20 protein-coding genes and 1 pseudogene are annotated in these 22599 nt (G+C 67.8%); 10 read left to right on the forward strand and 11 right to left on the reverse strand.

Annotation, left to right across the window (positions count from 1 at the left end):
* Positions 1–71: 71 nt before the first annotated feature.
* The 9 genes from AC1DGD_RS08430 to AC1DGD_RS08470 form a co-directional block, all read right to left on the reverse strand.
* Positions 72–455, reverse strand: a complete 384-nt coding sequence (locus AC1DGD_RS08430; protein ID WP_476856499.1) for a RidA family protein — start codon at positions 453–455, stop codon at positions 72–74.
* Between the two features lie 114 nt (positions 456–569).
* Positions 570–1073 carry a GNAT family N-acetyltransferase gene (locus AC1DGD_RS08435; RefSeq protein ID WP_223914089.1) on the reverse strand — a complete coding sequence of 168 codons (504 nt, stop codon included), beginning with the start codon at positions 1071–1073 and terminating at the stop codon, positions 570–572.
* 112 nt (positions 1074–1185) lie between these two features.
* Positions 1186–2022, reverse strand: a complete 837-nt coding sequence (locus tag AC1DGD_RS08440) for an inositol monophosphatase family protein (protein ID WP_476856500.1) — start codon at positions 2020–2022, stop codon at positions 1186–1188.
* Positions 2019–4277, reverse strand: coding sequence for an NAD-dependent DNA ligase LigA (gene ligA / locus AC1DGD_RS08445; RefSeq protein ID WP_476856501.1), 2259 nt, complete (start codon positions 4275–4277; stop codon positions 2019–2021). Before ligA ends, AC1DGD_RS08440 begins: the two co-directional genes overlap by 4 nt.
* Positions 4278–4368: 91 nt before the next feature.
* Entirely contained in the window at positions 4369–5157 is a 789-nt protein-coding gene (locus tag AC1DGD_RS08450) for a PP2C family protein-serine/threonine phosphatase (protein WP_476856502.1), read from the reverse strand.
* 154 nt (positions 5158–5311) lie between these two features.
* Positions 5312–6589 (reverse strand): adenylate/guanylate cyclase domain-containing protein, encoded by a 1278-nt coding sequence (locus tag AC1DGD_RS08455; protein WP_476856503.1) that lies wholly within the window; start codon positions 6587–6589, stop codon positions 5312–5314.
* The gene (locus tag AC1DGD_RS08460) at positions 6579–7178 is read right to left on the reverse strand and encodes a PH domain-containing protein (protein WP_230007961.1); all 600 of its coding nucleotides are present in this window, start codon (positions 7176–7178) and stop codon (positions 6579–6581) included. The genes AC1DGD_RS08455 and AC1DGD_RS08460 overlap by 11 nt, the downstream gene beginning before the upstream one ends.
* Positions 7171–8109, reverse strand: coding sequence for a biotin--[acetyl-CoA-carboxylase] ligase (locus AC1DGD_RS08465; protein WP_476856504.1), 939 nt, complete (start codon positions 8107–8109; stop codon positions 7171–7173). The genes AC1DGD_RS08460 and AC1DGD_RS08465 overlap by 8 nt, the downstream gene beginning before the upstream one ends.
* Before the next feature lie 185 nt (positions 8110–8294).
* On the reverse strand, positions 8295–9185 hold the full coding sequence (locus AC1DGD_RS08470; RefSeq protein WP_476856505.1) for an SDR family oxidoreductase: 891 nt from the start codon (positions 9183–9185) through the stop codon (positions 8295–8297).
* 204 nt (positions 9186–9389) lie between these two features.
* On the opposite strand from AC1DGD_RS08470, the gene AC1DGD_RS08475 reads away from it, so the two are divergent.
* The 5 genes from AC1DGD_RS08475 to AC1DGD_RS08495 all read left to right on the forward strand — a co-directional run bounded on the left by AC1DGD_RS08475 (position 9390) and on the right by AC1DGD_RS08495 (position 16908).
* The gene (locus AC1DGD_RS08475) at positions 9390–10973 is read left to right on the forward strand and encodes an acyl-CoA carboxylase subunit beta (RefSeq protein WP_079551557.1); all 1584 of its coding nucleotides are present in this window, start codon (positions 9390–9392) and stop codon (positions 10971–10973) included.
* A gap of 77 nt (positions 10974–11050) precedes the next feature.
* Entirely contained in the window at positions 11051–11284 is a 234-nt protein-coding gene (locus AC1DGD_RS08480) for an acyl-CoA carboxylase subunit epsilon (protein ID WP_459385969.1), read from the forward strand.
* Between the two features lie 120 nt (positions 11285–11404).
* Positions 11405–13105 (forward strand): DUF885 domain-containing protein, encoded by a 1701-nt coding sequence (locus AC1DGD_RS08485; protein ID WP_476856506.1) that lies wholly within the window; start codon positions 11405–11407, stop codon positions 13103–13105.
* 543 nt (positions 13106–13648) lie between these two features.
* Positions 13649–15205: a glycoside hydrolase family 71 protein gene (locus AC1DGD_RS08490; RefSeq protein WP_476856507.1), complete on the forward strand. Its 1557-nt coding sequence runs from the start codon at positions 13649–13651 to the stop codon at positions 15203–15205.
* Positions 15206–15462: 257 nt separating this feature from the next.
* Positions 15463–16908 carry a dicarboxylate/amino acid:cation symporter gene (locus AC1DGD_RS08495; RefSeq protein ID WP_476856508.1) on the forward strand — a complete coding sequence of 482 codons (1446 nt, stop codon included), beginning with the start codon at positions 15463–15465 and terminating at the stop codon, positions 16906–16908.
* A 103-nt stretch (positions 16909–17011) separates the two neighbouring features.
* Here the strand turns inward: AC1DGD_RS08495 and AC1DGD_RS08500 are convergent, their stop codons facing one another.
* Complete coding sequence (locus AC1DGD_RS08500) at positions 17012–17566, reverse strand: hypothetical protein (RefSeq protein ID WP_476856509.1); 555 nt, start codon at positions 17564–17566, stop codon at positions 17012–17014.
* Positions 17567–17771: 205 nt separating this feature from the next.
* Between AC1DGD_RS08500 and AC1DGD_RS08505 the strand changes: the two genes are divergently transcribed.
* From AC1DGD_RS08505 to AC1DGD_RS08525, 5 genes are all read left to right on the forward strand, one after another.
* Complete coding sequence (locus tag AC1DGD_RS08505; protein ID WP_476856510.1) at positions 17772–18170, forward strand: YbjQ family protein; 399 nt, start codon at positions 17772–17774, stop codon at positions 18168–18170.
* Positions 18171–18242: 72 nt separating this feature from the next.
* Positions 18243–18944: a TetR/AcrR family transcriptional regulator gene (locus AC1DGD_RS08510; protein ID WP_476856511.1), complete on the forward strand. Its 702-nt coding sequence runs from the start codon at positions 18243–18245 to the stop codon at positions 18942–18944.
* A gap of 1 nt (position 18945) precedes the next feature.
* Positions 18946–21492 (forward strand): MMPL family transporter, encoded by a 2547-nt coding sequence (locus tag AC1DGD_RS08515; RefSeq protein ID WP_476856512.1) that lies wholly within the window; start codon positions 18946–18948, stop codon positions 21490–21492.
* A gap of 197 nt (positions 21493–21689) precedes the next feature.
* Positions 21690–21812, forward strand: a complete 123-nt coding sequence (locus AC1DGD_RS08520; RefSeq protein ID WP_476856513.1) for a hypothetical protein — start codon at positions 21690–21692, stop codon at positions 21810–21812.
* A gap of 18 nt (positions 21813–21830) precedes the next feature.
* Complete coding sequence (locus AC1DGD_RS08525; RefSeq protein ID WP_476856514.1) at positions 21831–22265, forward strand: hypothetical protein; 435 nt, start codon at positions 21831–21833, stop codon at positions 22263–22265.
* 58 nt (positions 22266–22323) lie between these two features.
* On the opposite strand, the pseudogene AC1DGD_RS08530 reads toward AC1DGD_RS08525, so the two are convergent.
* Positions 22324–22599 (reverse strand): annotated as a pseudogene (locus AC1DGD_RS08530) (hypothetical protein); the annotation flags it as partial.

The raw sequence follows: 22599 nt of genomic DNA on the forward strand, positions 1-22599 counted from the left end.
ACTCCAAGTCCGGCGGTTCCGCCAGAGTCCCCCCGGCCCCCGCAACGCCCCGGGCAAGCGTCGCTTTGGCCCTAGGCGGCGCTCTTTTGGGCGACGAGTTCGATCTCGACGAGCATCTTGGGATCCAGGAACGGCAGCACGTGAACGAGGGAGAGCGTGGGGCGGATGTCGCCGAAGACCTCGCCGTGGGCCCGGCCGGCCTCTTCCCACTGGCTGATGTCCGTCAGGTACAGCTTGGACTGCACCACGTCCTCGAAGCCGAAGCCGGCCTCGGCCAGCACGGCGCCGAGCTTCTGCAGGATGTAGCTGGTCTGGGTATAGAAGTCTTCGCCCACGATTCCGTCCTCGCCGCTGGCGGCGGTCGCGGAGATGTAGAGGGTGTTGTCCACCTGGACAGCCCGGGAATAGCCGAGGGTCTGTTCCCAGGTGGAGCCGGTACCGAAGGTCTTGCGCATGGTGGGCCTTTCGCAGTTGCCGCAGGGATCGGCACAACTGTAGGGCGCAGGACGGCCGGGCCGCCAAACCGGGTTGATTTGTGTCGGCGGACCTGCGCGGGGCCACCGCCCCGGCTAGAGTTCCTGGCGGTAAACGAGCAGTTTGATGTCCGTGCCCGGCACGAGCCAGTCGCGCTCCGGCGCCCGGACGAAGCCGGTCTTCAGGTAAAGGCCGTGGGCGCTTTCCCAGCTCTCGCCCGTGGTGAGGGCCACGGCGTGAATACCGGGAAGGGCCCTGGCGTGCTCCATGATGGCCTGGACCATGGCCTTGCCGGCGCCGCTGCGCTGCACGGAGGGGTCCACCACGAGCATCCTGAACTCGAGCTCGTCGCTGAAGGCGATGTCCGCGTAGGGCTCGCCGGCGACCGCCAGCGTCACGGAGCCGAGGATCCGGCCCTCACGCTCGGCGACCCAAACCGTCGCGGCCGCCGCGCGCTGCCCGACGTTCTGGATCTGCTGCATGTAGGGGTGGTCGGCGCTCTCAAAGTAGCCCGCCGCCAGGTAGGCGTCCCGGGTGATGCGCGCTATGGCGTCGAAGTCGGCCGGAACGGCGGGGCGAATGAGGATCTGCGAAGGCACCTGTCAATGGTACGGGCGCCCGGCCCGGGCCGTGCCCGGAAAGGCCGTTTCCGTGACTGAACTATCACTCAGGCGCATCTGACAGGCGTAGAGCCGGCCCGGCGGGACGACGTTAGAGCGGGAATTTGCCGGAGAGTTCCAGCGGACCGGCGCACGTCCATGCGGCCAGGCGTTCGTCGTCGGAGGGGCCGCCGGCCAGGGGGCTGGTGAGCCGCGGCCGGCGCACCCAGCAGCCTGCCTCCTCGGCGATCAGGGCTCCGGCGGCGAAGTCGTGTTCGTTGAGCCCGCGCTCACCGTAGGCGTCGTGCGTGCCGTCCGCCACGAGGCACAGGTCCAGCGCCGCGGACCCGAGCCGGCGCATGTCGGCGAAGCCGTCCATCAGGCTGCCGAGGCCTGCGGCCTGTTCCGCCCGCACGCCGGGATCGTAGCTGAAGCCCGTGGCCAGGATCTGGCCGGTCCGTCCGGGGACCGGGCCGAACAGGGCGGTCACCTGGCCCTGTTCCTGGAGCCAGGCGCCCTCGCCGCGGGACGCGTAGTAGGTGCGTCCCAGCGCCGGTGCGCTGACGACGCCGGCCAGCCAGACGCCGTCGGCGTCGGCCACCGCCACGGAGGTGGCGTAGTAGACGATGTTGCGGATGAAATTGGTGGTGCCATCGAGCGGGTCGATGGACCAGCGGTAGCCGCTGGGCTCCGCCGGCAGGACGGTGCCGCCCTCCTCCCCCGTGATGATGTCCCACGGCCGGGCGGCGGTGATGACGTCCCGGACGGCGGCTTCGGCGGCGAGGTCGAAGGCGGTCACCCAGTCTCCTGAGTCGCCCTTGTTGCTGGCGTCCAGGCCCGCAGTCTTCCGGGTGGCCAGGACGGCGGCCCCCGCCGCGGCGGCCGATTTGGCCAGTTCGAGCAGCCCCGGAACGCCAGGTGCGGGAGGACCCGCGGAGTGGGAACTCATTCGCCGGCCGGCCCGTTCGCCAGCAGGGCACGGAAGCCGTCCTCATCCAGGACCGGGACGCCGAGCTGTTCGGCCTTGTCCAGTTTGGTGCCGGCGTTCTCGCCCGCCACCACGTAACTGGTGTTCTTCGACACCGATCCGGCCGCCTTGCCGCCGCGAATCAGGATGGCTTCCTTGGCCTCATCGCGGCTGAAGCCCTCGAGGCTCCCGGTCACCACCACGGTCAGCCCCTCCAGCGTCCTGGGCGTCGACTCGTCGCGTTCGTCCGCCATCCGGACGCCGGCGTCCGCCCAGCGGTCCACGATGTCGCGGTGCCAGTCCTCGGCGAACCATTCAGTCAGCGCCTGGGCGATGACCGGGCCCACGCCGTCCACGTGGGCGAGCTCCTCCTCGGAGGCCTGCCGGATGGCGTCCATGCTGCCGAACGCGGTGGCGAGGGCGCGCGAGGCCCGCGGCCCGACGTGCCGGATGGACAAAGCCACCAGGATCCGCCACAGCGGCTGGGATTTCGCTTTTTCCAGCTCCCGGAAGAGCTTGTCCGTCGTGGCCGTGGGCTTGGACGGGGTCTTGGTGGTGGCCTTGGTGAAGAAGTAGGGCACCAGCTCGAATTCCCCTGTGCCGGCGCCCTTGGAGCGCTTCTCCCGGCGGACACGGACGTCCGCGAGCTGCTCCGGAGTGAGGTCGAACAATGTCGCCTCGGTGGTCAGCGGCGGCTCCGCGGGCTCGGCCGGCTGGGTCAGTGCGATGGCGGCTTCCCAACCGAGGGCCTCGATGTCGAAGGCGCCGCGGCCGGCAAGGTGGAAGACGCGTTCGCGCAGCTGCGCCGGGCAGGACCGGGAGTTGGGGCAGCGGATGTCCACGTCCCCTTCCTTCCCGGGGGCCAACGGCGTGCCGCACGCGGGGCATTCGGTGGGCATGATGAAGTCGCGGACGGGAGGGTCCTGCTGGTCCCGCAGCGCCAGCACCGGGCCCACAATTTCCGGTATCACGTCTCCGGCCTTGCGCAGCACCACAATGTCGCCGATCTTCACGCCCTTGGCCTTGACCACTTCCTGGTTGTGCAGGGTGGCCATTTCCACGGTGGAGCCGGCAACCTTGACCGGTTCCATCACGCCGTACGGGGTGACCCGGCCGGTGCGGCCGACGTTGACGGCGATGTCGAGCAGCTTGGTGTGGACCTCTTCGGGCGGGTACTTGTAGGCCACGGCCCAGCGCGGCACCCGGGTGGTGTAGCCCAGGGCCCGCTGGGTGGCGAAGTCGTCCACCTTGATCACAATGCCGTCGATCTCGTGGGTGAGGCTGTGCCGCTTGTCGCCGTAGCGCTTGATGAATTCGAGGACGTCGGACAGCCCGGCCAGGACCTCGAAATACGGGCTCGTCGGCAGTCCCCACTCGGCCAGCTTGCGGTAGGTCTCGGACTGGCTGGCGGTGTCGAGACCCTCGCGGGCGCCGATGCCGTGGACGTACATCCGCAGCGGCCGCTTGGCGGTTTCCGCGGGGTCCTTCTGCCGCAGCGAACCCGCGGCGGCGTTGCGCGGGTTGGCCAGCGGCGCCTTGCCGGCCTCGATCAGGGCTTCGTTGAATTCCGCGAAGGCCTGCGACGGGATGAAGACTTCGCCGCGGACTTCCACCTCCGCCGGGAAGCCGGTGCCGCTGAGCTGCTGCGGGATTTCCTTGATGGTCAGGACGTTGTGCGTGATGTCCTCGCCGGTGGTGCCGTCCCCGCGGGTTGCGGCCCGGACCAGGGCGCCGTCGCGGTAGAGCAGGTTGACGGCCAGGCCGTCGATCTTCAGTTCGGTGAGCCACGACGGCGGGTTCCCGCCGTTGCCGAGCTTGGCGACGCCCGCCTCGGCCTTGACCATCCAGGCCTCCAGCTCCTCGAGCGAGAAGACATCCTCCAGGCTGTACATGCGCTGCAAATGCTGCACGGCGGCAAACGCCGCTGACACCTCGCCGCCGACTTCCTGCGTGGGCGAATCGTTGGCCACCAGTTCCGGATGCATGGCTTCGAGCGTTTCCAGCCGACGGTAGAGCTCGTCGAACTCGGCGTCGGAGATGATCGGCGCGTCCTGCTGGTAGTACGCAAAGCGGTGCTTGCGGACCTGCTCCACAAGGTCTTCATACTCCGCGCGGATGTCCCCGGACGGGACCTGCTCCCCCGCGGGGCCTTGAGGGTCCGTGACGTGCCCGGGGGCTGCTTCGGCTGCTTCTTCAGTCCCTGCTGCGGTCTCTGCTGCGGTCTTCCCTGTGCTCACAGACCTATCCTGCCCTAGATCCCCGACATTGTCCGGTCCAGGGTCCGGTCTGGGGTCCGCTTCCGAATTCGGTCTGACGCCGACCGCGAGGTCAGGCTGGCTCGTCCGCGTTTGCAGTCCGTGCGTCGACCACGATCGCCGTGATGTTGTCCCGGCCGCCGCTTCGCAAGGCCGCCTGGATCAGTTCGTCCACGGCCGCCTGGGGGTCGGCCTCGGCCGCGAGGATGCCGGCGATCTTCTCATCGCTGAGTTCGCCGTTGAGGCCGTCGGAGCAGACCAGCATCCGGTCGCCGTCTTCAAGGGGAACCAGCCAGAAGTCGGCCTCGGAGTCATCCCCGGTTCCCAGCGCCCGTGTCACCACGTGCCTGCGGGGGTACACGGCGGCCTCGGCCTCGGTGATCTGGCCGGTGTCGAGGAGTTCCTGGACTTCGGAATGGTCCACGCTGATCTGGGCGAGCTGGCCGTGGCTGTACCGGTACGTGCGGGAGTCCCCGATGTTGAGGACAAGCCAGTACGGAACGTCCTGTTGTTCCACCACCACGACGCCGGACAGGGTGGTTCCGGCACGCGATCCGGTGGCGTGACGAATGCCCGCATCGGCCATGAGCAGGTACTCCTGCAGGATGTCCGCCGTCGCATCCCGGCTGCCGGTCTTGGACTGTGGCAGCTCGGCCAGGGTGCGCACGCAGATGCTGCTGGCAACTTCGCCGGCCTCGTGCCCGCCCATGCCATCCGCCACGGCGAAGACGGGGTCAGCGGCAATGAAGGAGTCCTCGTTCGCCTCGCGGCGCAGTCCCCGGTCCGTGCCGTACCCGCAGCGCAGTAGCGGTCCCTGTTTTCCGTCCGAGGGCGGGATGGGGGCGTCTGGCGATGGGTTCATGGCGGTCCTCAATACAGTGGTGCGCGGCTTCACTGGTGCGCGGGGGTTGACGGCGTTCACAACCCGGCCGGATCGCAACTGCCGGTCCGACTATTGCATATGCGCCGCTCAGCTGAGAAGCCCGCCACGGCCTGCCGGCGGGCTGATCCGGCGTTCAGTCCAGGATCAGGCCCCGGCCGCTGCCGGGCTGCAGCTGCACCGGGTGGATTTCACCAAACCCGCGGACGTCCTCGGCCGGCCGGGGCACCAGGACGAAGCGTTCGTCCTGCTCCAGCGCGGCCGCGGTCATCGAATCCACCAGCACGGTTCCAGGGTCCGCGAGAGCCGTCAGGCGGGCGGCGAGGTTGACGGTGGGTCCGTAGATGTCGCCGAGGCGGGAGAGGATTCGGCCCCAGACCATGGCCACGCGGGCCTGGGGCAGGATCTCGTCGTCGGTGAAGGCGCGGGACAGGGCCAGGGAAATCTCGGCGCCGGCCGCCGGAGTCTCGGCAATGTACAGGACCTCGTCGCCGACGGTCTTGACCAGCCGGCCGCCGCCGACCGAGATGATTTCGGCGCACTTGTTCTCGAAGCGCTGCACCAGCTGGGCGAGCGTCTTCTCGTTCATCCGGCGGGACAGGCTGGTGTACGAGACAAGGTCGGCGAAGCCGACCGCCCGGGCCAACGGCAGGGGCGCATCGTCCTCGTCGCCTTCGCGGCCCTCTTCGCTGGACTGCAGCCCGGCTTCGGCCCGGACGGCCAGGCGCTGCACACCGGCGTTGAGCTGGCGGCGCCAGGAGTAGGCGAGCATCTCCTCGAGGGGGTCGATCAGGTTCGGCAACTCGCTGACGAGCCGCTTGCGGGCGACGGCGTCAGTCACGCCATGTTCCTGGACCATGTCCTCCACGAGGGCCTCGATCTGCCACACCACCATCCGGTCGGTCATCTGGCCGATGGCCCGGGTGATGGAGATTGCGGCTTCCTCGGTGAGCTTGCCGTCGCGCACCAGGTCCACGATGGTGGACAGGGCGGCCTGGTCACGCTCGGTGAAGGCGACATCTTCATCCCCGAGGTTGGGAAAACCCAGGGCGCGCCAAAGTTTCCGGGCAGAGAGCAGCGAGAGCCCCGCACCGGCGGCGACTTCACGACGCCGAAGCTTGCGTTCTCCGCCCAGCAGCCGCGCTTCCAGGGCCTTGGCGGCAAGCCGTTCAGCGGACATCGTGCCGGTGGGCGGGGCCACGGGTTCGGCGGCGGGTTCGTCGGGCTCGACTTCGTCGGGTTCGAGTTCGAGTTCGGGTTCGATGAGCGCGCCGGCTTGGGCGCCGAAGGCGGTCCCGGCGTCGCTGTCGGCGGCAGCCGAACCGGCGGCAGCCGAACCGGCGGCGTCCTCGGGCTCCCGGGGCAAATCCGGGGCAGCGAGATCGATGTCCTGGTGGACGTTCTCAGCGTTCATCTCTTCCACCTTCTCTCGTCTCCCACGGCCAGGCCTCGCCCGGGTTGTAGGTCATGCCATCGGCGCCGGACGCCTCGCCCTGCGGGAGGTCGTCGATGGCGTCCAGCAGGAAATTACGGAATGTCGCGACCTCCGGGACATCGGGGACCACCGTTCCAAGGGGGTACCCGGTCTCCAAGGATATATTCCCGGAGTGCAATAGGCGCTGCAACAAGGATTGCTCAATGGCCACATGCCGGACGGCGGCGAGTGGTATCTGTTCATCGCGCCGCCGTAACATGCCGTATCGGGCAACTATGCGCTGGCTGGTGAGGATGTAGCGGGTGGCATGCCATGCAATGACCCGCGGGAGGCAATAGCCCAGCAGCACCCACGCCGCCAACGCCAGGCACACGGCGAGGAGCCAGGGCGTCCACTCTTTCGGGACGAGGGGGACGAGCCGCGCCGGACCGCCCTTGACAACCCAGGCGCAGGCGTACGCGGCCAAGGCCGGAACAACAATGAACATCAGCGCCGGGACAATGAGCATCCTGGGCTGGGGCCGGGTCACCACAATCACTTGCTCTCCCGGCAGGAGCACTCTACGCATAGCCGCTTTCTGCTCCGCCGCTGCCGGTGCCCTGGCCGCCGGTCCCGGCCGGGTTCCACGGCCTCAGGTGCACGACGTCGCCGGCGGTCACCACATGTTCATGGCCCGCGGCATCGACCACCAGGAGTGAGCCGTATTCGTCCAGGCGCGTGGCATGGCCAATGATCTCGTGGTCGCCCGGGAGTTGGGCCCGGACCTGCTTGCCGAGGGTTGAGAGGAGGTGCTCCACGCGTTTGTGCAGCGATGGGCCACCGGCCATGCCGGCGGTAGGGTCGCCGTCGGCGTTGCAGAAACTCCGGTACAGGGTGGCGAAGCGGGACAGGTAGCTCTTCAGGAGCTCCGTCCGGTCCACTGTGTCGGGATTCTCCAGCAGCACGGAGGTGGCGGTGGGAACCGGGAGTTCGGGCTCCGTCAGCGTGACGTTCAGGCCGGTGCCGAGGATGACCGGCGGCGCGCCGCCGGCGCCGAGCGGGCCGAGCTGGGCCAGGATGCCGGCGATTTTCCGGCCCCGGACCAGGACGTCGTTGGGCCATTTGAGTTCCGCCGGAAGGCCTGCCGTTTCCGTCAGGGCCTCACGCAGGGCGAGGGCGGCCAGGAGGGAGAGCCAGGAGTACCTGTGGGTCGGCAGCGGCCGGCCGGCCCCGTTGACCGGCAGGAGCACCAGGGAGACAGAGACCGAACTGCGGGCCGGCGCCTCCCACCGGCGGTCGAGCCGGCCGCGCGCGTCACTCTGGTACTCGGCGGTCAGCACTGACAGGTCCGGCCACGCGCCGGGTTCCTCGGTCACCCCGCGGAGGAGATCGGCGTTGGTGGAGCCGGTGGACTCAAGCACCGTCAGGCGCGGAATTCCGTTCGCGGACAGGAACGCCTCATCGCTGAGGGCACTCAGGTCCAGGGGCGGACGGTCCGGGGTTTCCTGCGCGGTTTCCATCCTTGAATCCTACCGAGGAAAGCGCACCGGGGCCCCGGCCGTCTGCCTCACATGCCTCCGCCGAAACTCCCCACCTTTGGCCGGGGTGTCCGGCGTGTCGGCCGGACACACCGCTGATTCCGGCGCCCGGACGCCAAATGAGGGGAAATTCCGCGGGGCAGACGGCCGCAAAACACCCAGCAAGTTCAGAGGAAGATGTCCGGGACCAGCAGGGCCTCCGGCGCGCCGAGGCTGTACGGGCTGAAGTCCGTCACCCCTGCCGCCGCGAGAACCTGTTCATCGGTGTAGAAGTTACCGCTCCGGCTGCCGTGGGCGGGGACAGCGTTGCCGCCGGTCAGCACGGCGTGGGCGGCGTCGGCCATGATTTCGGGGCTGCGGGCGCCCTTAACGATCATGTCGCCGCCGGGCATGTTGCGGATCGCCGCGGTGTCGATCAAGGTACACGGCCAGAGTGAGTTCACGGCGACGCCGTCGGCCTTGAGCTCCTCGGCCAGCCCCAGCGTGGTCAGGCTCATGCCGTACTTGGCCATGGTGTAGGCCAGGTGCAGGCCGGCCCACTTCGGATCCAGGTTCAAGGGCGGGGAGAGCGTGAGGATGTGCCCTGCATCGGATGCCCGCAGCGCCGGCAGCGCCATCTTCGAGAGCAGGAACGTCCCGCGCACGTTGATGTCCTGCATGAGGTCGTAGCGTTTCATGTCCACATCGTGGGTGGTGGAGAGGTCGATCGCCGACGCATTGTTGATGACGACGTCGATCCCGCCAAAGTGGTCCACGGCGGCGCCGACTGCACCGGCGACGTCGGCGTCGTTGCGCACGTCGCCGACCAGCGGCAGGGCCTGGCCGCCGGCGGCCTCGATCTGTTCGGCGGCGGTATACACGGTGCCCTCCAGCCTGGCGTGGGGCTGACCGGTCTTGGCCATCAGGACGATGTTGGCGCCGTCCCGGGCCGCGCGGAGCGCGATGGCCAGGCCGATGCCACGGCTGCCCCCGGAGATGAGGACCGTGCGGCCCTGGAGGGAACCGGCGGCCTGGTACGGCCCTGCGGCGGTGCCCGAAGCATCGTTGCTTGAAGTCATGCCCACACTCTAGCCGACCAATGTTACTGGCGGGTAACAAAGCGGTGAGGGAGTTTCGCGGCGGGAAAATTGTAGGTTCCCTACAGCGGCACGGGCCAATACCGTCACTAGACTTGCCAGCAGAGCCCTGCTTTTGTGGATTCCAGCCAAAGGACCCCACGCGACGGGCGCCGTACAACCTTGCGACAGAGCCGGAGAAACTTGATGAGCCACGATCTGACCACGACTGCGGGAAAGATTGCAGATTTCCGCGACCGCCAGGCCCGTGCCGAACAGCCCTCCGGCCCGGAAGCGATCGCCAAGCAGCACGCGCGCGGCAAGAACACCGCCCGCGAGCGCATCGACCTGTTGCTGGACGCCGGCTCCTTCGTCGAATTCGATGCGCTGGCCGTGCACCGCTCCACCGCGTTCGGCATGGAGAAGAAGAAGCCCCTCGGCGACGGCCTCGTCTCCGGCTACGGCACGGTGGACGGCCGCCCGGTTGCGGTCTACAGCCAGGATTTCTCCGTCTACGGCGGCTCGCTGAGCCAGGTCAACGGCGAAAAGATCGTCAAGGTCCAGGAGTTCGCGCTGCGCAACGGCTGCCCCGTGGTGGGCATCCTCGACGGCGGCGGTGCCCGCATCCAGGAGGGTGTCGCCTCCCTGGCGATGTTCGCGGACATCTTCCGCAACAACGTCCACGCCTCCGGCGTCGTCCCGCAGATCTCGCTGATCATGGGCCCCTCCGCCGGCGGCGCGGCCTACTCCCCCGCCCTGACCGACTATGTGGTCATGGTGGACAAGACCTCGCACATGTTCATCACCGGCCCGGACGTCATCAAGACCGTCACCGGCGAAGACGTGGACATGGAAACCCTCGGCGGCGCCCGGCAGCACAACGCCAACACCGGCACCTCGACTTACCTGGCCTCCGACGAGGCCGACGCCGTCGAGTTCGTCCGCGAACTGCTCGACTTCCTGCCCTCCAACAACCTCGCCGAGGCCCCGGTGCTGGAGCACCAGCAGGAACTGGAGGTCGACGACGACGACCTCGCCCTGGACGCGCTGATCCCGGACTCGGCCAACCAACCGTACGACATGCGCAAGGTCATCGAGCAAATTGTCGACGACGCCCACTTCCTCGAGATGCAGTCCCTCTATGCCCCGAACGTGATCATCGGCTACGGCCGGGTCGAGGGCCACACGGTGGGCATCGTGGCCAACCAGCCCATGCAGTTCGCCGGCACCCTGGACATTGCGGCCTCGGAAAAGGCCGCCCGCTTCGTCCGGCACTGCGATGCCTTCAACATCCCCATCATCACGCTCGTGGACGTGCCGGGCTTCCTGCCGGGCAAGGACCAGGAGTTCCAGGGCATCATCCGCCGCGGCGCCAAGCTGCTCTACGCGTATGCCGAGGCCACCGTGCCCAAGCTGACCGTGATCACCCGCAAGGCCTACGGCGGGGCCTACATCGTGATGGGCTCCAAGAAGCTCGGCGCGGACCTCAACCTGGCCTGGCCCACCGCCCAGATCGGCGTCATGGGCGCCCAGGGTGCCGTGAACATCCTGTACCGCCGCGAACTCGCCGCGGTGGCCGAGGACGGCGGCGACGTCGAGGCCAAGCGCGCCGAGGTGATCCGCCAGTACGAGGAAGAGCTGCTCAACCCCTACCAGGCCGCCCAGCTCGGCTACGTGGACGCCGTCATCGCACCGTCCGAGACCCGGCTGCAGATCATCAAGGGCCTGCGCGCCCTCCGGGACAAGCGGGCAGCCCTGCCCGCCAAGAAGCACGGGAACATCCCGCTGTGATCCCCACCCGCCCCCTAACCTCGCAAGTCCCCACCGGCTCCCAGCCTTCGCAAGCTCAGGCCGGGTCCCTCGCCGGCGTGGGCCCACGGCCAGAAGGACCCGCCGACAGCCTCGACTCGCCGCTTCTCTCAGTCGTGAAGGGCGAACCGACGCCGGAAGAGCTGGCGGCGCTGACCGCCGTCGTGCTGTCCCTGGGGCAGACCCAGCAGGCGGCACCGGAAAGCCCCGGCGTCCGGCACTGGGTCCGCCGGCAGCAGCTTCGGCTGGCGCCGAGGCCCGGTCCGCAGGCCTGGCGCCGCAGCCTGGGCTGAGCCGACGCGGTTCAGCGTCCTGGCAAGGCCTGCCCGCAGCCGAAATCTGCACGGGAGAGTTGCGCGCGAAAAAGTTCAGTGACTCTTTCATAACCGCGGCGGCCGGGCTAGTCTCGTCGGGTGACTACCGAAATCATCGCCTCAGACAACACTGCCCCCGCGCGCCAGCAGACGGCCATTGACGCCGTCGCCGACGCCTACACGGACACCCTGATCCGGCTTAACCCGAGCTTCGCCACCGAACTCGGCCTGCCCGGGCACGAGACGGAGTACCAGGATTTCTCCCCCGCCGGCCACGAGGAATTCGCGGCCGCCGCCCGCGAGGCACTTGCGGCGCTGGACGGGCTGGAGCCGGTTGACGACGTCGACGCCGTCACCCTCGATGCCATGCGCGAGCGGTTGGGCCTGCAGCTGGAAATCCACGAATCGGGCTGGGCCACGGCCGATCTGAACAACATCGCCTCCCCGTCCCAGGACATCCGCGCGATCTTTGACCTCATGCCGACGGATACCGCCGGGCAGTGGGAGCACATCGCGGGTCGGGCCCACAATGTCACCGCCGCCATCGACGGCTACATCGAGTCGCTGCGTTCGGCGATGCAGGACGGCAAAGTGGCCGCGGCCCGCCAGGTTTCGATCGTGATCGAGCAGGCCACCAAGCACGCCGCGGACGACGGCTTCTTCGCCAAGCTCGCCGCCGGCGCCAAGACCGCGGACGGCCCGCTCCCGGCGGAACTGCAGTCCCGGCTCGACGCCGGCGCGGCAGCTGCCCGGGTGGCGTACTCCCGGCTCGCAGGTTTCCTCGAGTCCGAGCTCCTGCCCGTCGCCCCGGCCAAGGACGCTGTGGGCCGCGCCCGCTACGCCCTGGCCTCCCGGGACTTCCTCGGCGCCACCGTGGACCTGGAGGAGACCTACGCTTGGGGTGTCCAGGAACTCGACCGCCTCATCGCCGAACAGGAACGGGTGGCTGGCGAAATCCGGCCCGGCGCCACGGTGGAGGAAGCCAAAGAGATCCTCAACAACGATCCCGCCCGCCAGCTCAAGGGCACCGACGCCCTCCAGGCCTGGATGCAGGAACTGTCCGACAAAGCCGTCGCGGAGCTCGCCGGCGTCCACTTCGAGATCCCGGACGTCATGAAAACGCTGGAGTGCCGGATCGCGCCCACCGATGAAGGCGGCATCTACTACACGGGACCCTCGGAGGACTTCAGCCGCCCGGGCCGCATGTGGTGGTCCGTGCCGGCCGGTGAAGACACCTTCACCACGTGGGCCGAAACCACCACCGTGTACCACGAGGGCGTGCCCGGCCACCACCTCCAGGTCGCCACCGCCACCTACCGCCGGGAGCTGCTGAACAAGTGGCGCCGCAGCGTGTGCTGGACCTCGGGCCATGGCGAAGGCTGGGCACTCTACGCGGAGAAGCTCATGCAGGAGCTCGGCTACCTCAATGATCCCGGCGACCACATGGGCATGCTGGACATGCAGCGCATGCGTGCGGCCCGCGTGGTGTTCGACATCGGCGTGCACCTGGAACTCGAAGTCCCCGAGCGCTGGGGCAGCGGCATCTGGACCTCCGAGAAGGGCTTTGACTTCCTCCGCGCCAACCTGCCGATCAGCGAGGGGCAGCTGAAGTTCGAGTTCACCCGCTACCTGGGCTGGCCGGGACAGGCCCCGTCCTACAAGGTGGGCCAGCGGCTCTGGGAGCAGATCCGGGAAGAGCTGGAATCCCGCCCCGGCTTCGACCTCAAGGCCTTCCACACGAAGGCCCTGAACATCGGCTCGGTGGGCCTGGACACCCTCAAGCGCGCGCTCCTGGGGTAAGCCGGGTTCCGTGGGCTGACCTGCACGGACAGTGGGCAGACGGCCGGTTGGGGCGACTATTCGCGGGGCGAAGTCGCCGCAGCCGGCCGTCCGTCTGTCCCGGGCAAATGGACCTTGGCCCAATAGTCGACTAGTCTCTGGGGGACACATTTTCTGGGCTTTTGAACGCCCGGGTCGGCGGCTGGGGCTGCGACTCAAGTGTCCGGTGTACCTTTGCCCTCCGGCAGGGCGCCGGTCATGCAAGTACCTCCGCAACTGCGGCATGGTCTTGCTGACTGTCAGTATGCGCGCGTCGTCCCCGCAGCAATTACGCGGGACAACGCCTATGAACCAGGCGCATGCATAGAGGTACCAGCACCTTGGTCTCCGGTGCGAGCTATTGACAATAGAATCCCGCGTGAACGAATAGCGCCAGCATCCCGGCGCTCCGCGAAGGAGCGCAGAGGAAAAGCCAGGCGCTGAGCTTCTGCCGGAACCTCGCTGAGGCATCCTGCAGCGGCTGACGATTGCCGGGCATACACAAGACCCCATATTGGAGCCCCTATGAGGAATATCGCCTCATTCCTAAGTCCACCGACCAATGACGCCGCGAAAGCGCGGACGCGGATCCGGAAGCGCACAGCGGCATCCGTGGTTGCGACGGCCGTCGTCGTGGCTGCGGCCACGCTTAGCGCCCCGGCACCCCTGAACGCCGCGACGCCGACTGCCACGCCCACCGCTACGACAACGGCGTGCAATCCGCTGCCCTTCAACCTCCCGGCGCCCGCGAACCGGCACACCTCGGTGAAGAAGGCGTGGGCCTACTACTTCCCGCCGTTCCCGCTCGCAGTCGACAGCCCCGACGCCACCCGCGACGTCTACCCGCGCTGGATGGACACCCACAACTCCGCCAACGGCGCGTACGACCTCCGGGACCGTCCGGCTGCTCCCCAGCGTGCAACCCAGACCACCTGGCGGCAGGCCGATTTCGAGAAGGAGGTCCGGCAGGCAGTCGGAGCGGGCCTGGACGGATTCATCTGGGAATACAACAGCTCCACCGATATCCGCTGGCAGCAGCTGCCGGCCATGCTCGCCGCCGCCAAGGCGGTTGACCCAGGCTTCAAGATCATGCTCAGCCCGGACTTCAACACGGCCGCCGGCTCCACCTCTGACAGCGTTTACAACAACGTCATGAAGGTGAAGGACGACCCGTCCATCTACCGGAACAATGCCGGCATCGTGCTCGCCCCGTTCTTCCCGGAACGCAAGACTCCCTCGTGGTGGGACGGGCTCCGGAGCCGCCTCGCCTCCTCCGGCGTCAAATCCAACCTCGTACCCATCTTCATTTCGTGGGGCGGAGGAACCCAAAAGACGGACTGGAACAATTCGGTGTCCGGGTATTCGCAATGGGGCACCCGCACCGCCAGCGGCGTTCCGACCCTCGCCAAGGAAAGCGCTGAAGCCCACCGCCGCGGCAAGACCTACATGCAGCCGGTGGCGTTCGAGGATTCACGGTCCTACGACGGGCGGTACTGGGAGTCGTCCAACAGTTCCACCCTGCGCGATTCCCTGGCCTCGGCGGTCACCAGCAACGCCGACTCCATTGCGCTCATCGCCTGGAACGACTACACCGAGTCCTGGGTGGCACCTTCCAAGGACCGCGGCTATGCCGTGCTGGACATGGCTGCCTACTACATTTCCTGGTTCAAGAACGGGGTCAAGCCCGCGATCACCCAGGATGCCTTGTACTGGAGCCACCGCTCGCACCCCACGAACGCTCCGTATTCGATGACCCCCATCGGTCGCAACGGCAAACCCACGCCGATGTACATCCCGAACGGTGACGCGGCGAAGAACGAAGTAGAACTCGTGGCCGTGCTGAAGACTCCGGGGCGCCTGACCATCACCCAGGGCAGCAACGTCAAGACCATGGACGCCCCGGCCGGGCTGACCTCCTTCAAGGTTCCGCTCGTGGCCGGGACCACACCGTCCTTCAAGCTCGCACGCAGCGGGGCCACGGTCCAGACAGTCACCAGCAACACCCCGGTGCGCTCCTCCGTGGCGTACCAGGACATGATTTACCACGCAGGCGGCGGCGTCGCAGGCACCTGCGCACGCTAGGCCCTCCCTGCCCGGGATGGCAGTTCGCGGCAGTGTTTCTCCAGAGCATTGCCGCGAACCGTCATCCCGCGCCTCACCGGGCGGCCCGGGCCGCCCGGCGACGAGACAATCGCCACACCGCTTGCCGGAATAACTTCACAAAAGCCCCTGCCGGCGCGGCAAGCCCGGGCATTCCGCGGCGCGGGGCCACCTGTGGCGCCGTAACATTTCTCAACATCCGTTCGTCATGCTATTGGCAACGGTCCTAGCGTGTTCCGGTGACCACTCAGACAAGCACCCCCGCACCCGCTGGAAAGACCGGGTTCCAGCTGCCCAAATGGGCCGGCTCGTTCGGCTTCCAGATCATTGCCGCCCTGATCGTCGGCCTGGGCCTTGGCCTGCTGGCCAAGTACACCGGCAGCACCAAGGCCAACCCCAACGCCCTCGGCACCACGCTGCAGACCATCGGCTCGAGCTACGTCTCGCTGCTGCAGACCGCCGTGGTCCCCCTGATCTTCACCGCCGTCGTCAGCTCAATTTCCAACCTGCGCGCCGTTTCCAACGCGGCCCGGCTGGCTTGGAACACGCTGCTCTGGTTCGCGATCACCTCGCTAATCGCCGTGCTAATCGGCATCGGCCTGGGCGTGCTGCTGCAGCCCGGCGCCGGAACCGGCATCAGCCAGGAAGCGAAGTACGCCGGCAAGTCCGGTGACTGGTGGGCCTTCCTGACCGGGCTGTTCCCGAAGAACTTCCTGGGCCTCGGCGCGACCACCACCGTCACTGACGGCGTCGCCACCACCGCCGTGAGCTTCAACGTCCTCCAGATCCTGGTAATCGCGATCGCCGTCGGCATCGCCGCGCTGAAAGTGGGCAAGGCGGCCGAGCCGTTCCTGGCCCTGAACGCCTCCGCCCTCGCCGTCATCCAGAAGGTCCTCTGGTGGATCATCCGGATCGCGCCGCTGGGCACGGTCGGCCTGATCGGCAACGCCGTGGCCGTCTACGGCTGGGACACCATCGGCTCGCTCGGCAAGTTCACCGTGGCGATCTACATCGGCCTGGCGCTCGTGCTGTTCGTGGTCTACCCCGTGCTGATCCGCAGCCACGGACTGTCCATCAAGCAGTACTACTCCGGCGTGTGGCCGGCCGTGCAGCTGGCCTTCGTCTCCCGCTCCTCGATCGGCACCCTGCCGCTGACCCAGCGCGTGACCGAACGAAGCCTGGGTGTCCCCCGCGCCTACGCCTCCTTCGCCGTGCCGCTCGGCGCGACCACCAAGATGGACGGCTGCGCGGCGATCTACCCGGCCGTGGCGGCGATTTTCGTGGCCCAGTTCTTCGGCATCCAGCTCGACTTCACCCAGTACCTGCTGATCGCACTGGTGTCCGTGCTCGGCTCTGCCGCGACCGCCGGCACTACGGGCGCCGTCGTGATGCTGACGCTGACGCTCTCCACGCTGGGACTGCCGCTGGCCGGCGTCGGCCTGCTGCTGGCCATCGACCCGATCCTGGACATGGGACGCACCGCCGTCAACGTGGCCGGGCAGGCATTGATCCCGGCGATCGTGGCCAAGCGCCAGGGCATCCTGGACGAAACGCTGTACAACGCGCCGCGGAACGGCGATCCGTTTAGCGACGACGTCGATGGCACCGCGGCCGTCGACCCCTCCGCCGCCGCCACTCCCGCGGCAGGACGGGACGAGCGGGAACTGGCTGACGCCAGGGCGTAACAACAGAACGAGTGTTCACCAGAGAAGTCCCCTGGAATCCCGGGGACTTCTCTGGTTTACCGGCTTCGGCTTTTAGCCGGCATCGGCCCGAGTCCGCACGTGCCTAGTGTCCGCCGATCACACCCTTTTCGGCGGCCTTGGTGACTGCGTCCGCTTCTGCCTGGGTCAGGGTGCCGTCCTTGACGGCCTGGTCCAGCCGGGGCTTCAGTGCCGCGGCGTGATTGGCCTGTTCCGCGGTACGCAATTCCTCCAGGGCAGCGGTGACCTTGGCTTCATCGATGCCGAGCGACTTCGCCAGGGACGCGGCCAGGGCCTTCTCCATCGCGGCGCGGTCCGGCTTCTGCCCTGGGGCCGGCGGGGTGGCCGGCCTGTTGGCGTCGCGGAAAGTCTTCAGGGCGTCGGTGACCTTCGCCTCGTCGACGCCGAGCTTGGCGGCGAGTTCTTTGGCGCGGGCGCCGAACTCCGCACCGCCGTGGCCGCGGTGTCCGCCGCGCATGCCGTAGCCGTCGGCGAAGTTGTTCCCGGGAGCACTCGAGCTGGGTGTCGGGGCGGGCGTCGGCGTCGTGGTGGCGGAGGCCATCCCGGCGACCCCGAGCCCTGCGCCCAGTGCAACGGCCGCCGCCCCGAGGCCGAGTGCGATTTTCGTTGTGCGTGACATCTGCTGTCTCCTGGATCTGCCGCGCGGTGACGGCGCTTGAAGCTGATGGTTCGTCCGGGGAAGGCTGCTCCACGAGCATCTTCAGTCTGCACCTGCCCCAGCAGAGATAGCTGTTTCCCAGCTTTCACTTTCCTGTGAATCCGGCAGGGACGCTCAGAGGGCAAAAAGAGGGCAAAATGGCGGCAAAGGTGGATAGGCTCTGGGCATGCTGATCGTCACTTCGAATGACATCCCGGGCCACCGGATCGACGCCGTCTTCGGCGAAGTCATGGGCCTGACCGTCCGCTCCCGGGACATCACGGCCCAGCTCATGGCGGGCTTCCGTTCCCTGGGCGGCGGCGAGGTGCTGGAAATGACGAGGGCCCTCTACGACAGCCGGCAGGATGTCATGGCCCGGATGGTGGCCGAGGCCGAGCAGCGCGGCGCCAACGCCATCGTTACCATGCGCTTCGATACATCGGCGATCGGGCAGAACTGGACGGAGATCTGCGCCTACGGCACAGCCGTTTTTGCCATTCCGCTCTCGCAGAATGAGCCCGGGGCAACGGGCCAGTCGATCTACCTGACCAATTCCGGCGACGCGGCAGCCCAGCTCAAGCCTTGAGCGCCAATCCTGCCAGCCCCCACCCCTGGAAAATACTTGCCCAGAGTGCAAACATGCACGTAGTGTAAGCGCGTGTCCCCATCGCCCTCCCCCTCCGCCGCCCACGCCGCCGCATCCGGCGACCTCGGTGTCCCCTCGCGCCGCGAACTAAACAAGGCCGCTACCCGGCAGGCCATCACGGACGCCGCCATGGACCTGCTCCGCACGCGGGGACCCGGAAACTTCACGGTGGAGGACATCGCCGACGCCGCCGGGATCTCCCGGCGCACGTTCTTCAACTACTTCGGCAGCACCGAGGCGGCGCTCGCCTCGGTGACGTTCGGCTTCCTGGACACGGCACTTCAGCAGTTCCGGCTCCGCCCGGCAGGCGAGCCCATCCTGGAATCGGCCCGCGCAGCCCTCGTTGAACTGGCCGATCCCATGACCGTCGCACCGGTGGCCGAGCTCTACAGCCTGGGCCAGACCAACCCCCAGCTCAGCCGCTCCGAGCTGGAAGCCTGGGACCACTGCACCGAACAGATCATCGAAGCCGCCCGCGAACGCTTTGCGCTGACGGCGGCCGGCGACGTCGACGAGCTCTACCTCCGCGCCCTCGCCGGCTCCGTCATCTCGTGCGGAAAAGCCGCCATGGATGTCTGGTTTGCCCGCTGCGGCGGCGACCTGACCCCCGAGTCCCTGTCCGTCCTGCGCCAGCTCCTGATCGATTCCATGGGCCTCCTCGGCTCCGGATTCGCGTCCCACTCCCCCGCCACCCCTTCCCCAGATCGGCACTGACATGGCCCTGTTGCTCTACCGTCTCGGCAAGTTCTCCTACCGCCACCGCTGGCTCGTCATCTCCCTCTGGCTCGCCGTCCTGGTGGCCGTCGGCGGCGCGGCTGCGGCCTTCCACGGCACCATGTCCAACAACTTCCAGATCCCCGGCACTGAAACCCAGCAGATGGCGGACAAGCTGAAGCAGGAGCTGCCCAAGTCCTCCGGCGGCTCGGCCGGCATCGTCTTCGAGTCGCAGAACGGCCAGTTCACGCAGGCCGGCAAGGACGCGGTCTCGGCTGCGCTGACCAAGCTGAAAGCCCTCCCCGATGTTCAGGGCACCGTGGACCCGTTCGCCACCCAGGCCCAGCTGGACAAGGCCGTCACGGACCTTGCCGCCGGCGAGCAGCAGGCATCCGCAGGACAGGCGCAGCTGGACGCGTCGGCCGCCCGACTGGCCGCCGGCAAGGCCCAGCTGGCCGCCGCCGAGCAGCAGATGACCGCGGCCGGCATGTCCGCCGAGGCCATCGACGCCCAGCTTGGCCAGCAGAAGGCTGCCCTCGCCGCGGGCCAGGAGAAGCTCGACGCCGGGACCAAGGAACTCGAGGCCGGCGCGGCCAAGCTCGCCCTGGCCAAACGCCAGTTGGAGGCCTCGCAGGGCATGCGGTTCGTATCCGAGGACGGCACTGCGGCAATCGCCCAGGTCCAGTTCAAGACCTCGATCAACGGGCTGGCCCCCGCCGTGCGCCAGCAGGTCCAGGACATCGCCCACGAAGTCTCCTCTGCCGGCGTGACCGCCCTGGCCAGCAAGGAAATCACAGAGGACGTCTCCGAACTGTTCGGCATCTCGGAGATCCTCGGCATCGCCATCGCGGCGCTGGTGCTCATCGTGATGCTGGGAACCCTGATCGCCGCCGGGCTCCCCCTGCTGATGGCCCTGGTCGGTGTGGCGGTGGGCGTCGGCGGCACCTTTGCCCTCAGCGGCGCCGTCGACATGAGTTCCATCTCCCCGATGTTGGCGCTTATGCTGGGCCTCGCCGTCGGCATCGACTACTCCCTGTTCATCGTCAACCGGCACCGCGGCCAGCTCCTGGCCGGCATGGACGGCGAGGAATCCGTCGCCCTCGCCACCGGCACCTCCGGCAACGCGGTGCTGTTCGCGGGCCTGACCGTCGTCATCGCCCTCGCGGCCCTCGTGATCCCGGGCCTTCCCTTCCTGGCCGTGATGGGCCTGTCCGCCGCCGCAACGGTGGCAGTCGCCGTCGTCGTCGCTCTGACCCTCACCCCCGCCGTCCTGTCCCTGATCGGGCCCCGGCTCATCTCCCGCCGGGTCTGGGCCAAGGCGGAAAAGCACAACGCCGCCCCCGGCCACGAGAGCGCGGACCGTGCCCGCGACGAACGCCGCAGCAAACAGGGCTGGGGCGGACTCGTCACCCGGCACCCGGTCCTGGCACTGCTGGCCGGCGTCCTGCTGCTGGGCATCGTGGCGCTGCCAGCCAGCCAGTTGCGGCTGGCCCTGCCCGACGGCGGGTCCGAGCCTGTGGAGTCGCAGGCGTTCAAGGCCTATGACGTCACCGGCCGCAGCTTCGGCGAAGGCATGACGGGCCCGATCGTGGTGGTGGGCGACTTCCCGGCCGGCCTGAGCGCGGAGGAAGCCACAGCCAAGCAGCTCGACGTCGCCGACATCCTCCGTGGCACTGGCAACGTCACCGCCGCCATTCCTGTGGCGCTGAGCGAGGACCGCCGCACCGCGGTGTTCCAGGTCATCCCGCGGGAGGGCCCGGCCAGCGCGAGCACTGTCCAGGTGGTCTCCGAGCTGCGCGCCGAAAAGGACCGCATCAAGGAATCCACCGGGGTCAGCATCGGCCTCACGGGGCAGACTGCCGGCAACGTCGACGTCTCCGCCAAACTCGGCGATGCCCTGCCCCCGTACCTGGCCATCGTCGTCGGGCTGTCCCTGATCCTGCTGTTGCTCGTGTTCCGCTCCATCGTGGTACCGCTGCTGGCCACGGGCGGTTTCCTGCTCTCGCTCGCGGCCGCCTTCGGAGCCGTCGTCGCGGTCTACCAGTGGGGCTGGCTGGGAACGGTGTTCGGCGTCGAAAACCCGGGCGCCGTGCTGAGCTTCCTGCCAATCATCCTGATCGGCGTGCTGTTCGGGCTGGCCATGGACTACCAGGTGTTCATCACCTCGGGCATGCGTGAGTCCTTCATGCACGGGGAATCGGCCCGGCATGCGGTCCGCACCGGCTTCAGCCATGCCGCGTCCGTAGTCACCGCCGCCGCCATCATCATGGTCAGCGTGTTCGCCGGCTTCATCTTCTCGCACCTGAACATGGTCCGGCCGCTTGGCTTCGCGATGGCCTTCGGTGTCCTGGTGGACGCGTTTGTGGTCCGCATGACGATCGTTCCGGCCGTGATGTACCTTCTCGGCGAGAAGGCGTGGTGGCTGCCCCGCTGGCTGGACCGGATCCTGCCGGACGTCGATGTCGAGGGCGCCAAGCTCCGGCCCGCGGCTTCAGCCTCAGCTTCGGCCGACAGCGAGCCCGAGCCGGAGGAGATCGGCGCGCGCTAAAGCCCGACGAGTTGCCCTAAAGCCGCCCGCTGATCGTTTCGATCGGCGGGCGGCTTTTTCGTGCGTGCAAGCCTGGACAGCTTGAGATCCGTTCGACGCCGGTTCCCCACCAACGCCGCAACGGGTCACATTCGAACTTTGCTCACTAACTTCTGCCATCCGGCCGGAAAGCAAGCCCTGTCGGTAGTATCTCCGGCATGGAAACTTTCCTCTGGCCGGGCTGTGAGTCCACTCACGGCGAGACCAACGTCGCCGTGCTCGTGCCGGGTGCGGGTTACAAGGTCGAATCGCCTCTTCTTTACTGGCCTGCAGAACAGTAGCGAGACCGCGGCTGGCAAGTGCAGGCAATTCGCTGGACCGACGATGATGAACCTGGGGATGACCCCCACGGGTTCGCGGCTCGTGCAGTTCAGCAGGCGTTCGCTGAGTTTCCGCACGCCGACCATCGACTCATCGTGGCCAAGTCGTTTGGTACGTTCTCGATTCCTTGGGCGGAAGAGGCTCAAGTGCCAGCTATTTGGCTCACACCGATCCTCACGGATGACGTCCTTCGGCGGACACTTGCTGAAACAAGTAAGCCGGATTTGCTCATCGGTGGATCCAAAGACAAGTTTTGGGCAACCGCTGCGTTGTCAGAAACCGCACCGACGTTCGTTGACATTCTGGACGCCAATCACTCGTTGGAAGTCCCGAAGGACTGGCGTGCCTCCTTGGCCGCACACGTTCAGGTGTTCACGGCCATTGAGCGATTCCTAACCAGCCGACTCCTCTAACCGTCCCACTTCCTTCATCGGGAGAAAGTGCATCTCAAACCACGTGAAGCCGGGCCGCTCAGGCCGCCAGTGAGCCTGAGTGCCGCATACGCTTGAGCGTCTTCGCGCGATGCCGCTCGTCGCGGCGCTGGCGGCGGGAATCCGCGCTCGCTTCGCCGGCAGGCGTTCCGGGCAGGGGCGGCGCTGTGGAACGGTACGTGTGGCCGGTGGGGGTGGTGAGTTCGATGGTGTGCCTCGCGCCGATGCTCGAGGCGGATCCGGGTGCGGCTTCGGGGCTGGGGCGTGCTTTCCAGCCGGGGGTTTCTTTGGTGTGGTTGCAGGCTTCGCAAAGTCC

It is taken from the genome of Arthrobacter sp. 05T45, assembly GCF_056395875.1.

Coding starts and splice junctions, on each gene's coding strand:
- AC1DGD_RS08475 (WP_079551557.1), top strand. CDS start 9,390: ATGAGCCACGATCTGACCACGACTGCGGGAAAGATTGCAGATTTCCGC.
- AC1DGD_RS08460 (WP_230007961.1), bottom strand. CDS start 7,178: ATGCGTAGAGTGCTCCTGCCGGGAGAGCAAGTGATTGTGGTGACCCGG.
- AC1DGD_RS08455 (WP_476856503.1), bottom strand. CDS start 6,589: ATGAACGCTGAGAACGTCCACCAGGACATCGATCTCGCTGCCCCGGAT.
- AC1DGD_RS08440 (WP_476856500.1), bottom strand. CDS start 2,022: ATGAGTTCCCACTCCGCGGGTCCTCCCGCACCTGGCGTTCCGGGGCTG.
- AC1DGD_RS08520 (WP_476856513.1), top strand. CDS start 21,690: ATGGAAACTTTCCTCTGGCCGGGCTGTGAGTCCACTCACGGCGAGACC.
- AC1DGD_RS08500 (WP_476856509.1), bottom strand. CDS start 17,566: ATGTCACGCACAACGAAAATCGCACTCGGCCTCGGGGCGGCGGCCGTT.
- AC1DGD_RS08470 (WP_476856505.1), bottom strand. CDS start 9,185: ATGACTTCAAGCAACGATGCTTCGGGCACCGCCGCAGGGCCGTACCAG.
- AC1DGD_RS08465 (WP_476856504.1), bottom strand. CDS start 8,109: ATGGAAACCGCGCAGGAAACCCCGGACCGTCCGCCCCTGGACCTGAGT.
- AC1DGD_RS08515 (WP_476856512.1), top strand. CDS start 18,946: ATGGCCCTGTTGCTCTACCGTCTCGGCAAGTTCTCCTACCGCCACCGC.
- AC1DGD_RS08490 (WP_476856507.1), top strand. CDS start 13,649: ATGAGGAATATCGCCTCATTCCTAAGTCCACCGACCAATGACGCCGCG.
- AC1DGD_RS08430 (WP_476856499.1), bottom strand. CDS start 455: ATGCGCAAGACCTTCGGTACCGGCTCCACCTGGGAACAGACCCTCGGC.
- AC1DGD_RS08505 (WP_476856510.1), top strand. CDS start 17,772: ATGCTGATCGTCACTTCGAATGACATCCCGGGCCACCGGATCGACGCC.
- AC1DGD_RS08450 (WP_476856502.1), bottom strand. CDS start 5,157: ATGAACCCATCGCCAGACGCCCCCATCCCGCCCTCGGACGGAAAACAG.